Origin of the sequence: Paraburkholderia nodosa, assembly GCF_001718195.1 — a bacterium.
Classification (GTDB): domain Bacteria; phylum Pseudomonadota; class Gammaproteobacteria; order Burkholderiales; family Burkholderiaceae; genus Paraburkholderia; species Paraburkholderia nodosa_A.
On the sequence record NZ_MCNV01000008.1, the window covers coordinates 246265 to 260902 of the forward strand.

Genomic DNA, 14638 nt, shown 5'->3' on the forward strand with positions numbered 1-14638 from the left:
GTCGTTGATGTTTGTCCGGGACGTCGCAGACGAACCGGGCGTTCACCGCAACGCCGCGTTTCGTTATCCTCACCGGATGATGCCGATGCTGGAGACGAACCCGCGCGATGAGCTCCCAGGTCAACTTCTGCCCAATTCGCCGATGTGGCGGGCCTTCGGCCGCGCTGCGTTTGAGAAGCGTCCATATCGGCGCAAAGGCACGCCGACGGTGGAGGGTGACTGCAGCGTCACCCGCTTGGATAAAAACGACCCAGGATTCCAGTGCGGGTTCTGCGAGAGATTGCGCCGCGCATCTGGGGGTTCAGGTAGTGTTGGGCTTGCGCCTTGCCATGAGCCGCTGACGCGCCGCAAGGCCGCGTTGCCGATGTGCTTCCGAGACCGGAGCGATTGTCTGAGAGGGCTCCTGAATGTCGCCAGCCAGGTTAATCTTCTCTTTCCATTCCTCGAGCGCATGTGAGAGTTCCCACCGCCATGCGAGGTCCCTGAGAAGCTCGGCATCCAAAACACTGAAATCCACATCCTGCGGCGGCATCCGCATCGAGCTGCGGGGCGACAAAGCCAGATGCAACCAGTGCAAAGCTGCTACCTCAGGTCTAACCACCGGACAGTGGCGGCCGGCTTGGAGCAGCAGGCGCGTCTCCTCCTGGGAGGACGGGAAGAATCGAGGTGGCAGGGCGTTGAATCGAAGCACCTGTCCGCCACTGGTCTTGACGGAACCAACACGGGGGACGGAGTCGGGGCGTTGCGGCACCACAGCCGTCACAATAGCTGGCGGGTTATTTAGAAAACCGCACTCTCCAAGCACCGATTCGAGTGAGACAACGGCACCTTGTCGAATATGCTGTGCAGCTTCGGCTACTTCAACAGCAGGCCGACTGCGACGATTCAAATAGAGCCCGCGACTCACCTTTTGCAGGGCACCCGCCTTCATCAGGCCGCCAATAGCTTTGTGGACTGTATCGGCGTTGGCGCGCGGCCGTACGCGACGAACCAGACGCGCCAGCTCTTCCGTGGTGCAAACGCGAGGTGCTTCGTTTGACTCGAGAAGTCCCAGGAGTTCATATCTCCACTCAGTGCGAGCGCGCTCGTAATCGAAACCTATATCCATCATTTGGCTCCCGGTCGTTCCGGCTTGACGTCCGCAACCCCTTCTTCTTTCTGGAGCGCGCGCGCGTCCTCTAGCCATTGTTCAACGTTCGTACCGACGTTGACCTGCATTTCTTCGTAGACTTCTTCGGTTACCGCTGCTGCTGTCTCTGGCGGCAGGTACGGCACTACGTCCGTTTTGAAACGCTCGTAGTCCATGCTTTCGACTTTTGCCCACAGTTCGGTGAGCGCCTGCTCGAGCCGGTCGGGAGATTGACTGGCCAGCAGCTGAGCCGGGGCATCGAGCTCTGTCTCGAGCAACACACTCAAGTCGAAGAGGTCACGCGGTGCATCGCGTTTGGGGTCTGTCAGAGCGAGCACTTTGCACACAGCCAGGGCCTGCGCGTCGAGCGTCAGCACGCGACCTCGCGCCGCACCTCCGGCGAATTCCTTGTTCAGCTCAAGCTGTTCGGTGCGAAATGGTGCGACCCATTCGCGGCGGGATACTTCGACCGTCAAAGAAATAGGGCGTGCTGTTCCCGGCGCGCGGCCATTGACTTTCCACCGCAGGGTTGTCTCTGTCTGCTTGGGCTCAGAAACCCGAGGGTCCTCGATTAGACCATGCTGCTTGACAACTCTGTCAATGGAGCGGCGAACGATGCCCTGAATTCGGCTGACGGAGGCTGGCATCACCGCGTCCAGGTCAATGTCGGCCGTATACCGGGTGCTCCCGAGCACAGCTCGCATGGCCAAGCCGCCCTTGAGCACAAGCTCGTTCTGAATCGCCTGGCTCATGAGCTCGATCAGAAGCTTGGCTTGAAGCAACTCCCGACTGTAAGCGACCTCATCCATGTAGTACCTTAATCACTGTATATCGCAACTATGGAACTATGTTAATAGTCCGTTAGTCACTCAATTTTATGACTACCATTCTATATTTCAAGGGAGGCACGGTCAATTGCCGGAGGAAGAGCACCCGCTGGCGTCCTACTGGAATTCGCGCCGGGATGTAACGCCGCGCTCGAATGAACCCTTATCCCACGAGGCCCCTGCATCAACACGTTAAGTGACGGGCTGGGCGGCCTGCCCCCGGCTGGCTTCATCTTTTCGAGGCTTCGAGCAGTCCGCCAACTCCACGCCTGTTCTTTCCAGACGCGTTTAGCATGCCAGTTACCAGCACGATTTAGCGACAGCGCCATTTCTTTGCTGCTGCTTATTGTTGGTTTCTGATTGCCTACCGGCGAAGCCGATCGAAACGCCGCGTATAGAGAATATCGGCGCCGTTGAAGGTGCCGCCGTACACCACCAGCGACCAGTAGCGCGAGAGGTTGATCGTCGCCTTCACCGCGTTCGACGCCGACTGCAGGCCCTGCTCATAGCCGATCACGAGACGCTGGTTGATGGCCTTCGCGATCATGACGACCTCGGTGTCGGTCAGGCCCACCTCGCTGCGCCCGATCGAAAATTCGTCGAGGCCGATGCTCTGCGCAATGCGCTTGCCTTGCGCGCTGCCGAGCAGGGCGAGCGCCGTCGTCATCGCGCTCTGCTGGCCCAGGTTGTTGCCCTGGTCGGTGCCGTGGCCGAACAGCAGCCAGGAGAGCTTTTCGTTATCGGGCACGTTGGGCTCGGAAACGAGCCGCACCGACGGCGCCTGCACGGTGCCGGTGACCTGCACGCCCGCCTCGACCTGCTGGTTGCGCCGCATGGCGAGAATGTTGATGCCCGGATTGCCCACCGGCCCGTTGAACGTGAAGAAGCCGTTTTCGATATTGAGCTTGGTGCCGAACGCCGTGTACGTGGAGCCTTCGGTCACGCGCACGTTGCCGACCGCGCGCAGCGGGACGTCCGGCGCGCTGTTGACCGTAATCGTGCCCGCCAGGCCCAGATCCGCGCCCTGCCCGCGGAAACGGAAGTCGTGGCCGAGATCGATGTCGACGTTCGCGCGCGGGGCAAAGCGTGGCGCGGGCCTGGTCGACGCCGTTTCTTCGATGGGCGGCCTGCCGCCCACCGTCGTGCCGTCGGGACGCACGATCACGACGTCGTCGCCGAGCGACGGCGCAGGTAACGCGGGCATGTCGAAGAGCGCGTGATCGACGGTGAACTTGCCGTCGATCTGCATGCCGCCCAGATGCCCGCCGTTGGCGATGCTCGCGCTGCCGGACAGCGACAGCTTGCGGTCGGGCGAAGCGAAAAGCTCGAGCTTGTCGGCGACGATGCTCGCACTGAGATCGGGCTCGGCGTTGTCGAGCCGCACCTGGCCTTTTGCGCGCAGCGTGCCGCTCGTCGCGCCGTGGAACTCCACCTGCTGGAAGTCGACCAGGTTCTGCGAGAGCGCGATGCGTATCACGCCGTCCTTCAACTCCACGCCCTGGTCGACCACGGTGGCCGAGATGCCGTCGCCGACCAGCGAGCCCGTGAGATTCGGCTTCGCGACCGTGCCGCCGAGCGCAAGCTGCAGCGCGAGATGGCCGTCGAGCAGGTAAGTCGGGCCGAGCATGCCGCCCGTGTTCCGGAGCGAGGGCACGTTCGCCTTGATGGTGCCGCCGATCGGCGCCTCGTCCGCGACGGTGAGGATGCCGTCGCGCGGCATGAGCGTCGTGTAGGCGTCGATGTCGAGCACGCCCACGCGGTTCGCCTGCGCATGCGCCGTGAGGGTGAGGCGGTTGCCACCGCTGAAGGCCGCGCGCACGTTGAGGTCGCCCACGCCGAGCGAGGCAAAGCCGCGGCCGACCTCGGTCGTGATGTCGCCCGAGCGGCGCTTGATCTGCACATAGCCGGTGGCCGTCGGGCCGACGGAAAAGTCCCAGTCGCCGTCGAAGATCAGGTCGGTCCTGAGCGTGGACGGCACGCCCGTAAACTGCTGCCGGATTTGCATGATGCGTGCAAGCGACACGTTGGTGAGCGTGCCCGCCGAGCGGATGCGGCCATGGTCGAGGTCGAACGATTTCAGGTCGAGCGACGCGCCTTCCCCCGTGATACGCGTCGCGCCGAGCGTGACCTTGCCGGGGCCCGCGCTCACGGTGAGAGGCGACTGCAGCTTCACGCCGGGCACGCCGCGGTTTTCGAGTTGCGTCACCGTGCCGTTCCAGCGCGTGCCCTCGCGCGTGTCCTGGAGGCCGCCGTTGGCCGCCGCCACGAAGTCGATCGGCTGGCCCTGCACCTTGCCCTTCGCGCTCGCGGTGAGGGTGTGCTTCGCGCGCGTGCCGTCGAGGCGCGCGGTGAGCGTCGTGATATCGACGCCCGCCACGGCGATGTCGCTCGCGTCGGTGCTGAAGGCGAGCGCGCCGTTCGCGCCGTCGCGCGCGAGCGCCCGGCCCTCGGCATGGCCGACGCGGTTATCGCCGAACACCACGTGGTCGGCCTTGTAGTCGAGCGAGACATCGGGGTGCGCGAAGGTGCCGGTCACGTCGCCGTTCGCCGCGAGCTGGCCCGCGATGCCAAAGCCGAGCCGGTCGAGCTGCGGCGCATCCACGCGAAAGCGCAAGCGGTCGCCACGCGCGCCGAAGCTGCCTTGCAGATCCACGGTATTGCCCGCGACCGAGAGGTTCGCGCGGCTTGGCAGAATCCGCGAGCCCGCCAACTGGATGAGGCCCTCGCCCGTGAGCGGCAAGTCGTCGTAGACGCTCGGGCCGAGCTTGAACTCGGCCCGCGTCGTGAAGGTGGGCGCGAGCGTGCCGCTCGCATTGAGCGTGCCGTTCACGCGCGCTTCGATGCGCCGGGCCGCGGGACGCGTGGCGGCTCGCGGCTTCGCCTCGTGCTGGGCCGCCCCGCCCCGCTCGGTCTGCTTGGCGTTCTCCACGCGCTTTTGCTCGGCGGCCTGCTCGCCCGATTGCGCGGGATTGAGCGACGGGTTCAGCGCCGGATTGAGCGCGAGATTGCGTTGCGGGTTGAGCGCGTCGGCGGCGGGTTGGGCTGCAGGGCGCGGCCGGTCGGCCGGTGCTGGAATTTTCGCGGCCGTGCGCGCCGGTGTTTGCGACGTGAGCGACAGCGGATCGAAATTGGTCAGCACCGCCTTGAGTTGATAGGTCGAACTGGCGTCGTGCTTGAGCGCGCCCGACAGGTCGATGCGCCCCGCGCCGGAAGTCAGCCGCACGTCGTTGAGCGACAGGCGCGCGGGGTCCTGCGTGATCTTGCCCTGCACGCGCAGCGCCGCCTTGGGGTCGGCGAGATCGAGCGTGACGCTTTGGACGTCGCCATTCAGCCGCACGCCGACCGGCCCCGCGAATTGCGTGGCGCGCACGCTCGACTGGATCGCGTTGAGGTCGAGCCCGGCCACCTTCAGGTCGAAACGCCCGTCGCGCCCGCTGATCGTGCCGCCGCCGGTGATCGTCGCGTTCTTCACGAGACGCACGGCAAGCCTCGGAATGCGCTGCGTCTTCGCGTCGAGCACGACGTCGGCGTGGGCGTCGATGAGCGGCAGCAGCTTTTCGTCGATGGCGCCCGGCTTCGCGTTCACAATCGAGACCGCGCCCGCCACCGTGAAGCCCGCCACATTACTGCGCGCGCGCGCCGCGTCGGCCGCCGCCGAGGCTGCAGCCGCAGCGTCGGGCTTCGCGCCGCCGGCCGGCGCCGATACCGGCGCCGGCACGGAAGCCGGCGTCACGCCCGACACCGCAGCCGCCCCCGAAGCCACCGCCGCGAGCGCCGCCGGCACGCCCGCCGCGCCGCCCGGCACCGGCTGCAACTGCGCACGCACGGCGAGGTCGGCGAACGGCGCGCCCGGCGCGAACGCCTGCGGATTGACATGATCGAACGCGAGCGTGACCCGCTGCAGCGGCACGGCAGCGAACGGCGTGGCCTCCACATGCGCGCGGCCGGTGAGCTTCATGCCGCTCGCGTCGACATCGGCCGTGAGCGCCTCGAGCGAGCCGGCGAGGTTTGCGCTCACCTGCACGTCTTCGCCGTTTACCTTGCCGGAGTAACCCAGGTCGCCCGTGAGCGCGAACGGCCGCACGCCGTCGAGCTTCGCCTCGGCGCTCACTGCGCCAAAGGGCGTGTCGAGACGCTCGATGGCGGCCTCGTGATGGCGGCCGTCGCTGCGGCCGTGGAACTGGAAGTGCGAGAACTCGTTGGTCGAGGTGCCTTCGTGCACCGTGAGCTTGTCCACCTGCAGGTCGCGGATCTCGAGCCCGAGCGGCAGCTGCAGGTTTTCCGGCAGCTTCATGGGCGAGGAAGGCTCGTGCGACGGCACGACGCGCATCTCGATGTCGCCGGCATGCAGGTAGTCCACCACGAAGCGCCACGGTTGCTGGCCGAAGCCCTGCAGCTCCCATTGGCCGCCGATGCGGTCGACCTTGAGGGTGATGCCGTCCGTGCCGCGCCAGCTCACGTTGGAAAAGCGCACACCGCTCGCGAGCGTGCCGCCTTCGAACCGGCCCGCGAGCTTGCCGTCGAGCAGCCTGACCGCCGCGCGCCACGCGTAGGCCGTGCCGCGCTCGGTGGTCAGCACGCCATAGAGCAAGCCGGCGACGAGCCCGACGAGCAGCACCGGCACAATGATCGCCCAGGCAAGCGCCTTCCAGAGCCGCGGCCCGCGGCGGCGCGGCGGCGCACCGTCGCCGCCCGCGCCGCCGTCGCCGCCATGGCCTCCATGGCCGCCGGCTTCGCTGCGCGCTTCATCGTCCGGGCTGCGGCCAGCTTCTCCCGGCGGCACCGCAAACGTAGCGGGCAGCCATGCCACCGCGACAAAACGGCGCGCGCTCATGCGGCCCCCTCGCCGTGCGGCGCAGGAGGCGTTGCGAAGCGGAGCAGCGAGCACGTCACCATCAGAAGGCGATCCCGAGTGTCAGATAAGGCCGCACGCTGTGAGTGCGAAACCCATAGGCGAGATCGAGGTTGACCGGCCCGACGGGGCTGCGCCAGCGCGCGCCGATACCCGCGCCCGGATCGAACTCCTTTTCGCCCCAGGTGTCGGTGGCGGTGCCGATGTCGAAGAACGCCGCGCCGCCCCAGTCGTGGCTGAACCAGTGCTGGTACTCGGCCGAGCCGGTGACGAGATACTTGGTCGGCAGGATCGAGCCCGACTGGTCGTTACCGATGCTCTGGAACGAGTAGCCGCGCACCGAGTTCGAGCCGCCCGCACGGAACAGCAGCGACGCGGGGATGCCGCTCGACGGGCCGCCCGTGAACACGCCGCCCAGTTCCGCGCGGAACACCATGATGTCGCTGTGGCCGATCGGCAGGTACTGCTGTCCGCGCATGTAGGCGCGAAAGAAGCTTTGCTCGGCGCCCGCGTTCTTGAGCGCGAGGCCCGCCTCCACGCGGATGATGTTGCCCGAGCGCGGAAAGAGCGGGTCGTCGACGTTACGGCGGGTCCAGCCCCAGGTCGGCACGAGCGCATAGGCCCGCGAGGACGGCCCCACGTTCTGCGTAAGTCGGTCGTCGTAGAACATCAGCGCGTACGCATAGTCGATGTTCTGCGAGGTGCGCGTGCGCTGCACCCCGACGCGCGCGCTATAGATGTTGGTGTCCGAGACGTCGGTGGTCGTGTAGGACGCGACGAGGCTGTTGGTCCAGGCGCGCGGACCCGGTGGCATCGAAAGCTGGACCTGACCGAACTTCTGGATCTGGTCGAGCCGCCCCTGCACCTGGAACGGCCACGCCGCGCCGAACGTGTTCAGGTAGGTGTAGGAGCCCTGTACATGCGCGCCGGTATCGGTCGAATAACCCACGCCGCCGCGGAAGTTGTTGTACGGGAACTCGCTCACCTTCACGTGCACGGGCGTCTCGAGCGGCTTTTGCGTGTTCGCGTCGACGTCGATCGCCACGCTCGCGTAGTACGGCGTGTTCTGCACCTGGCGCTGCAGTTCGGCCACGCGCTTGAGGTCGTAGATTTCGCCCGGCGAAAGCGGATTCACATTGTCGATGATGTAGCCCGGATAGCGCCGCGGCCCCGAAACATCGAGCTTGCCCAGCGTAAAGGTCGGCCCGCTGTCGAACGTTACGGAAAGTTGCGCGTCGTGCCTGAGCGGATCGACCCGCGCCTCCGAAAACGTAATCTTCGCGCCAAGGTAGCGGCGCGCCTGCAGCGCCTTGAGCGAGCCGTTCTTGGCGTCGTCCCAGCCCGACTGCGTAAAGGCGTCGCCTTCGTGCAGCGAGAACGCGAAGCGCGCGGTGTTCTCCTGCGCCGGGTCTTCCGTGAGGACCGGACCGCGAAACACGAGTTTCACCGACGAAATCGTCGTGCGCGGCCCCGGATCGACGCTCACCCGCACGTGCCGCCTGCCGTCGATCGTGCGCACATCGGTGCGCACGACCGGCGTGAAATAGCCCGCCGTCGAGGCGAGGTCGCGCACCTGTTGCGGCGTCGCGGTCACGAGAAACTCGAACTGGTCCTCGTTCACGTCGGCGCGCGTGGCGAAGCGCGCAATGTCGAGGTGCGCCTCGAGCAGCTTGCGCAGATCGCGCGGGGTGGCCTGGATATCGACGTCGTAGTAGGTGCGCGGGCGCATCCACGGCAGGAGGGTGGTCAGGATGTCGGCCCGGGCGGGCGGTGCCACAGCGGAGCACACGGCGAGGCACACGATCAGGCACGCGGCGAGCCGTGGCCGCGCCGCCCGCGAGGGGCGCCGCCGTGCGCTCAATGCTTCGATCACCCATCCCGCCAAACGCCACCTCCTGCCGTCGTAGAACTGGTTGCCACCGGTTGCACCGCTCGCGCGCAGGGCGGCACGGGAAGCGGCAACGGGCGCAAACGCGTTATTTCACCACATCGGCGCGTCAAAACCCCAGGAGGAGGTGCAAAGCGTGCCACAACGGCGGGCGCGGCCGGACCTATGGCGCGCGCGGGGCGGCCGAGGGGATGGCCAACGCGTTGCGCCCGGGCGGATGTTCCGCGGCGTTGGCTTGCGGTAAAATTGCCGCCGACAGAATTAGCGGCGCGGCGCAATCAGGCGCCCCGCCTTACTGGACGGACGTCAGCCATGTATCAATCGGACATCACGCAGTTCATCAACCAGCTCAAGCAGCAAAAGCCGCAGCTCGAAGAACAGCAACGCAAGGGCCGCGCGCTCCTGTGGGACAAGCAGCCGATCGACCTCGACGAGCGCGAGCGCCAGCAGGCTTCGCGCGTGAAGCAGACGTCTTACGTCTACTACCAGAACTTCTGATGGCCGAGGCCGACGGGGCCGGCGCGCCGCCAGCGGGCGAGCACGCGGCCAGTCACGCGGGCCACGCTGCCGGGCAAACGCCCGGTGAGGCGCTGACCACACCCGCAACCGACTCGACGCCCGACACGGTCGACGGCGTCGCGTTTGCACGCCTTTACGGCGAGCCGCTCTTCAAGCTCCCGCAGGACCTCTACATCCCGCCGGACGCGCTCGAAGTCTTCCTCGAGACCTTCGAAGGTCCGCTCGACCTGCTGCTGTACCTCATCCGCAAGCAGAACTTCAACGTCCTCGACATCCCGATGGCGGAGGTCACGACCCAGTACCTCGGCTATGTCGAGCAACTGCGCAAGACCAACCTCGAACTCGCGGCCGAATATCTGTTGATGGCGGCCATGCTCATCGAGATCAAGTCGCGCATGCTGCTGCCGGTCAAGAAGGCCGACACCGGCGAGGAAGCCGAGGACCCGCGCGCCGAACTCGTGCGCCGCCTGCTCGAATACGAGCAGATGAAGCTCGCCGCCCAGCGCCTGGACCAGTTGCCGCAGCTCGGGCGCGACTTCCTGCGCGCCGAGGTCTACATCGAGCAGAGCATCACGCCGCGCTTCCCCGACGTGGACAGCAACGACCTGCGCGCCGCGTGGGCCGACGTCATCAAGCGCGCGAAGCTCGTCCAGCATCACAAGATCTCGCGCGAGGAGCTCTCGGTGCGCGAGCACATGAGCATCATCCTGCGCCGGCTCCAGGGCGAGCGCTTCATGGAATTTTCCGAGCTGTTCGACACTACGCGCGGCGTGCCCGTCGTGGTCGTGAACTTCATCGCCATGCTGGAGCTGTCGCGCGAATCGCTCATCGAGATCACCCAGCCCGAACCGTTCGCGCCGATTTACGTGCGGCTCGCGTATTTGCCCGCCTGATCCCCGACCGGCCTTGCCCGGGTCCGCGCGCAGCGAAGGCAGTAAATAGGACCGCATCGCGCGGGAACCTCCAAAGGGCCGCACAGCGGAACGTCAGGACAAGCCCCTACGCGAGGCGGGTGCGCCGCATTCACAAATCCACTACAATCGCCCGCGCCTGCCCGGTCTCGTCCCACATACGGGGCACCGCGCCACTCGCGCGGACCGGGCGCGCAACGTCCGCTCGCGGCCCTTCGTCCGGGTCTCTGGCTTGCGGCCGTGCAACCCAAGTCTTGCCCCCGCGCGAGGCATAAAGCATCCGACCATGAAAGTCATCAGCTCGATTCAGGAATTGCGCGACCAGTTGCGCGGCCAAAACCGCACGGCGTTCGTGCCGACCATGGGCAACCTGCACGAAGGCCATCTCTCGCTGATGCGCCTCGCACGCCAGCACGGCGACCCGGTCGTGGCGAGTATCTTCGTCAACCGGCTGCAGTTCGGCCCGAACGAGGACTTCGACAAGTATCCGCGCACGCTTCAGGACGACATCGAAAAGCTGCAGAAGGAAAACGTCTACGTGCTGTTCGCGCCCACCGAGCGCGACATGTATCCGCAGCCGCAGGAGTACCGCGTGCGCCCGCCGCACGATCTGGGCGACATTCTGGAAGGCGAGTTCCGCCCCGGTTTCTTCGAAGGCGTGTGCACTGTCGTCATGAAGCTGATGTCGTGCGTGCAGCCGCGCGTGGCCGTGTTCGGCAAGAAGGACTACCAGCAGCTCATGATCGTGCGCGCGATGTGCAACCAGTTCGCGCTGCCGACCGAAGTGATCGCCGCCGAAACCGTGCGCGACACCGACGGCCTCGCGCTCAGCTCGCGCAACCGCTACCTTACGGAAGCCGAGCGCGCCGAGGCGCCGCAACTGGCGGGCGTGCTGCGCGCGATCCGCGAGTCGGTGCTGTCGGGCCGCCGCGACTTCCAGCAGCTCGAACTCGACGCCATGGCGACGCTCGCCGCGCGCGGCTGGAAGCCCGACTACATCGCGATCCGCAAGCGCGCGAACCTGCTGCCGCCCGCGCCGGGCGTGGCCGGCGACGCCGAGTCGCCGCTCGTCGTGCTGGCCGCCGCGAAGCTCGGCGCGACGCGCCTGATCGACAACCTCGAAATCTGAAAGCCGCGAGCGGCCGCGCCGTCCCGCTTTCACCCGATCCCCCCAGATTCCGCTTACCCGCGGCGGGCCGCGCGCCCGCTCGCCTGAGGAGACCCTCCATGCAACGCCATATGCTCAAGTCGAAGATCCACCGCGTCGCGGTCACGCACTGCGAGCTGCACTACGAAGGCTCGTGCGCCATCGACGAAAACCTGCTCGAAGCGGCGAACATCGTCGAAAACGAGCGCATCGACATCTGGAACATCAACAATGGCGAGCGCTTCACGACCTACGCGATCAAGGGCGAGCGCGGCAGCGGCATGATCTCGCTGAACGGCTCGGCCGCGCGCCGCGCGCAACTGGGCGACCTCGTGATCATCGCGGCCTTCGCGAACGTGGAAGAGGAAGAGCTCAAGGCCGGCTGGAAACCGGACCTCGTGTTCGTGGACGAGAACAACCGCATCAAGGGCAGCCGCGACCACGTGCCCACGCAAGCCTGGAGCTAAACCGCGGGGCTGGCGGGCGCGGCTCATCGGGCCCGCGCCGCCGCGCTTGCCCGCCTTTTGGCGTGCTTATTTGCCGTCGACCCAGCCGATGATCGACTGCCACTGGTCGAGGTCCTTCTCGACCCGGCTCTTCGCGACGTCCCACAGCGTGAGGCCGTGCGCGGCGAGCTGCACGTAGTTCTGCGTGTCGCGCAGATAGCCCAGCACCGGTAGTTCGAGGCCCTCGACGAAGCGCTGCAGCTGCTCGGCCGAGCGCGTGCGCGCATCCACCCGCATGCCCACCACGCCCACCTGGATCGCCCCCTTGCGCACGGACTTTTCCTTGGCGAGGCGGTTGAGGAAGTCCTGGGTGGCAAGAATGTCGAACATCGAGGGCTGCAGCGGCACGATCACCTTGTCCGCCAGCTCGATGATCGCCTGGAGCCGGTTGCCGTGCAGGCCGGCGGGCGTGTCGATGACTGCGTGCTCGAGTCCCTTGGGCGGCTTGGCCGGGTTGTCCAGATCGACCTGCCAGCTTTCGATCGCCGGCAGCGTCGCGGGCCGCAGATCGAGCCATGCGTGCGAGGACTGCTGCCGGTCGAGGTCCGCGAGCGCTACCCACTCGCCTTGTGCGGCGAAATAGCCGGCCAGATTGGTGGACAGCGTGCTCTTTCCCACGCCGCCCTTGGGATTCGCCACCACGATTACCGTCATGAATGCTCCCGTCAGGATGGCTGGCGCAAGGCCAGCCGGATTGCCGTGATTTTGCGTGATGCGTGTTTCGATACCTTGCGAGGCGACTTGCGGACGAGCCGGCGCCCCGAATCAACCGTCCGATATTATCGGCAAATTGCGCGCCGCCGAAGCCCCCCACGAGCGCGCACCCGCAATGTTCATATCAAATCAAGGAGACTGAGCGACCATGAGCACGCTACGCCACGACATCACGATCGAATCCCTGCTCGAGAGGCAGCGCGGCCGCCTGCCCGATTTGCTGGGCTTTCGGCCGCTGGTCCTCGAGCAAGGCCTGCTGCGCGCCGAACTTGACGTGCGCAGCGACCTGCTCGCCCCCAATGGCTTCCTGCACGCCGCCACGGTGATCGGTCTCGCCGACACGGCCTGCGGCTACGCGTGCCTCGCGCACCTGCCGCCCAACGCGAAAAACTTCACGACCATCGAGATCAAGAGCAATCATCTCGGCACCGCGCGCGAAGGCACGATCTCGGCCGTGGCCAAGGGCGTGCACCTCGGGCGCAGCACCCAGGTCTGGGACGCCACCGTGAGCGGCCCGGACGGCAAGACCATCGCGCTGTTCCGCTGTACGCAGATGGTGCTTTACTGAGCCGGGCAGCCGCGCTTTTAGCTGCGCTGTCAGCGGATTACGCCGAACACCTTCTCCAGATCGAGGCTCGCCGCGAGCGTGTCCGCCAGCCGCTCCAGCGACGCCTCGCGCAACGCCGGATAGTCCACCGCGCGCGCCTGCGCGAGCCCGGCCCAGCGCAAGAGCGCCGCGCAGGCTTGCGGCGTGTCGAGGAGGCCGTGCACGTAGGTCGCGAGAATCTGGCCGTCCGCCGAGCGCGCACCATCGGGGCGCGTCGCCCCCTCGTCTCCCTCAGCGAGCCACAGCGCGGGCGACGCTAGCGCCCGCCCGCGCGTCTCGCCCATATGAATTTCGTAGCCCGCCACGCGCGCCGGGCCCGCGTCCGCATGCCCGTTAGCGCCTTCCAGCGCGAGCGCGCCCGTCACGTTCTTCAAGGTCTTTTCGCGCGTGAGCACGGTCTCGTAGTCGAGCCAGCCGAAACCCTCGACCGCGCCCGGCTCGCCCTCCACGCCGTGCGGATCGGCAATCGCGCGCCCGAGCATCTGCATGCCGCCGCAAATACCGATCACGCGGCCGCCATAGCGCAGATGCCGCGCGAGCGCCGTCTCCCAGCCCTGGGCGCGCAGCCACGCGAGGTCGTCGCGCACGTTCTTCGAGCCCGGCAGGATCACGAGATCGGCGGCGGGCGGCGCTTCGCCCGTGCGCACATAGGTGAAATCGACCTGCGGATGGGCGCGCAGCGCGTCGAAGTCGGTGTGGTTGCTGATGTGCGGCAGCGCCGGCACCACCACGCGCAGCGTCTCGCCGGCGGCCTGCGCGCCGCTGTGGACCGCGCCGGGCAGCATGTCCTCGGCGTCGAGCGTGAGGCCGTGCAGATACGGCACGACGCCCAGCACCGGCTTGCCCGTCTGCTGCTCGAGCCAGGCGAGGCCCGGTTCCAGCAGCGTGCGGTCGCCGCGAAAACGGTTGATGACGAAACCTTTGACGCGCGCGCGCTCGCTCTGGGAAAGACAGGCCAGCGTGCCGATCAGATGCGCGAATACGCCGCCCCGGTCGATGTCGGCCACGAGCACGACCGGGCAATCGACCGCCTCGGCGAAACCCATGTTGGCGATGTCGTTGGCGCGCAGGTTGACTTCGGCGGGGCTGCCCGCGCCCTCCACGAACACCGTGTCGTAGCGCGCGCGCAGACGCGCGTAGGACGCCAGCACGGCCTCGCGCGCGAGCGGCTTGTAGTCCTGGTACGCGCGCGCGTTGAGATTCATACGCGCCTTGCCGTGGATGATGACCTGCGAGCCGAGGTCGCTATTGGGCTTGAGCAGCACCGGATTGAGGTCGGTGTGCGCCTCGATGCCGGCGGCGACAGCCTGCAGCGCCTGGGCGCGGCCGATCTCGCCGCCATCCACGGTCACGGCGCTGTTGAGCGCCATGTTCTGCGGTTTGAACGGCGCGACGCGTACACCCGCGCGGCGCGCGAGGCAGCACAGGCCGGCGACGAGCGTGCTCTTGCCGGCATCGGAGGTCGTGCCCTGGATCATCAGCGTGCCGGTGGGTACGCGGGGCATGGCGGGTAGCGTGGCGGTCATGAAGCGCATGGG

General features: G+C 66.9%; 11 protein-coding genes. 5 read left to right on the forward strand and 6 right to left on the reverse strand.

Features of this window, described 5'->3' with window-relative positions; all coding sequences use genetic code 11:
* Positions 1-301 precede the first annotated feature (301 nt).
* The 4 genes from BFD71_RS40575 to BFD71_RS16785 all read right to left on the reverse strand — a co-directional run bounded on the left by BFD71_RS40575 (position 302) and on the right by BFD71_RS16785 (position 8537).
* Complete coding sequence (locus BFD71_RS40575; RefSeq protein WP_176732897.1) at positions 302-1111, reverse strand: hypothetical protein; 810 nt, start codon at positions 1109-1111, stop codon at positions 302-304.
* On the reverse strand, positions 1108-1938 hold the full coding sequence (locus tag BFD71_RS16775; protein ID WP_069265438.1) for a nucleotidyl transferase AbiEii/AbiGii toxin family protein: 831 nt from the start codon (positions 1936-1938) through the stop codon (positions 1108-1110). The genes BFD71_RS40575 and BFD71_RS16775 overlap by 4 nt, the downstream gene beginning before the upstream one ends.
* A 382-nt stretch (positions 1939-2320) precedes the next feature.
* Positions 2321-6790 carry a translocation/assembly module TamB domain-containing protein gene (locus BFD71_RS16780; RefSeq protein WP_083245306.1) on the reverse strand — a complete coding sequence of 1490 codons (4470 nt, stop codon included), beginning with the start codon at positions 6788-6790 and terminating at the stop codon, positions 2321-2323.
* Between the two features lie 61 nt (positions 6791-6851).
* Positions 6852-8537 carry an autotransporter assembly complex protein TamA gene (locus BFD71_RS16785; protein WP_083245310.1) on the reverse strand — a complete coding sequence of 562 codons (1686 nt, stop codon included), beginning with the start codon at positions 8535-8537 and terminating at the stop codon, positions 6852-6854.
* Between the two features lie 471 nt (positions 8538-9008).
* On the opposite strand from BFD71_RS16785, the gene BFD71_RS16790 reads away from it, so the two are divergent.
* From BFD71_RS16790 to panD, 4 genes are all read left to right on the forward strand, one after another.
* Positions 9009-9194: a DUF3460 family protein gene (locus BFD71_RS16790; protein ID WP_069265440.1), complete on the forward strand. Its 186-nt coding sequence runs from the start codon at positions 9009-9011 to the stop codon at positions 9192-9194.
* Positions 9194-10108: a segregation and condensation protein A gene (locus BFD71_RS16795; RefSeq protein WP_256094748.1), complete on the forward strand. Its 915-nt coding sequence runs from the start codon at positions 9194-9196 to the stop codon at positions 10106-10108. The genes BFD71_RS16790 and BFD71_RS16795 overlap by 1 nt, the downstream gene beginning before the upstream one ends.
* Positions 10109-10412: 304 nt before the next feature.
* Positions 10413-11255: a pantoate--beta-alanine ligase gene (gene panC, locus BFD71_RS16800; protein WP_069265441.1), complete on the forward strand. Its 843-nt coding sequence runs from the start codon at positions 10413-10415 to the stop codon at positions 11253-11255.
* Between the two features lie 98 nt (positions 11256-11353).
* Positions 11354-11740 (forward strand): aspartate 1-decarboxylase, encoded by a 387-nt coding sequence (panD, locus tag BFD71_RS16805; RefSeq protein WP_069265442.1) that lies wholly within the window; start codon positions 11354-11356, stop codon positions 11738-11740.
* Positions 11741-11806: 66 nt separating this feature from the next.
* On the opposite strand, the gene BFD71_RS16810 is transcribed toward panD, so the two are convergent.
* A complete protein-coding gene (locus tag BFD71_RS16810; protein ID WP_069265443.1) occupies positions 11807-12433 on the reverse strand; it encodes a ParA family protein in 627 nt (208 codons plus the stop codon).
* Positions 12434-12641: 208 nt separating this feature from the next.
* On the opposite strand from BFD71_RS16810, the gene BFD71_RS16815 reads away from it, so the two are divergent.
* Positions 12642-13061 (forward strand): PaaI family thioesterase, encoded by a 420-nt coding sequence (locus BFD71_RS16815; protein ID WP_069265444.1) that lies wholly within the window; start codon positions 12642-12644, stop codon positions 13059-13061.
* 29 nt (positions 13062-13090) lie between these two features.
* Here BFD71_RS16815 and BFD71_RS16820 read toward each other — a convergent pair whose 3' ends face one another.
* Positions 13091-14626, reverse strand: a complete 1536-nt coding sequence (locus BFD71_RS16820) for a cobyric acid synthase (protein ID WP_256094749.1) — start codon at positions 14624-14626, stop codon at positions 13091-13093.
* Positions 14627-14638: the final 12 nt, after the last annotated feature.

What these genes read in the sequence shown, in the direction of transcription:
- BFD71_RS16810 (WP_069265443.1), bottom strand. Translation starts at nt 12,433, where the DNA reads ATGACGGTAATCGTGGTGGCGAATCCCAAGGGCGGCGTGGGAAAGAGC.
- BFD71_RS16820 (WP_256094749.1), bottom strand. Translation starts at nt 14,626, where the DNA reads ATGACCGCCACGCTACCCGCCATGCCCCGCGTACCCACCGGCACGCTG.
- panC (WP_069265441.1), top strand. Translation starts at nt 10,413, where the DNA reads ATGAAAGTCATCAGCTCGATTCAGGAATTGCGCGACCAGTTGCGCGGC.
- BFD71_RS16785 (WP_083245310.1), bottom strand. Translation starts at nt 8,537, where the DNA reads ATGCGCCCGCGCACCTACTACGACGTCGATATCCAGGCCACCCCGCGC.
- BFD71_RS16790 (WP_069265440.1), top strand. Translation starts at nt 9,009, where the DNA reads ATGTATCAATCGGACATCACGCAGTTCATCAACCAGCTCAAGCAGCAA.
- BFD71_RS16775 (WP_069265438.1), bottom strand. Translation starts at nt 1,938, where the DNA reads ATGGATGAGGTCGCTTACAGTCGGGAGTTGCTTCAAGCCAAGCTTCTG.
- BFD71_RS16780 (WP_083245306.1), bottom strand. Translation starts at nt 6,790, where the DNA reads ATGAGCGCGCGCCGTTTTGTCGCGGTGGCATGGCTGCCCGCTACGTTT.
- panD (WP_069265442.1), top strand. Translation starts at nt 11,354, where the DNA reads ATGCAACGCCATATGCTCAAGTCGAAGATCCACCGCGTCGCGGTCACG.
- BFD71_RS16795 (WP_256094748.1), top strand. Translation starts at nt 9,194, where the DNA reads ATGGCCGAGGCCGACGGGGCCGGCGCGCCGCCAGCGGGCGAGCACGCG.
- BFD71_RS40575 (WP_176732897.1), bottom strand. Translation starts at nt 1,111, where the DNA reads ATGATGGATATAGGTTTCGATTACGAGCGCGCTCGCACTGAGTGGAGA.
- BFD71_RS16815 (WP_069265444.1), top strand. Translation starts at nt 12,642, where the DNA reads ATGAGCACGCTACGCCACGACATCACGATCGAATCCCTGCTCGAGAGG.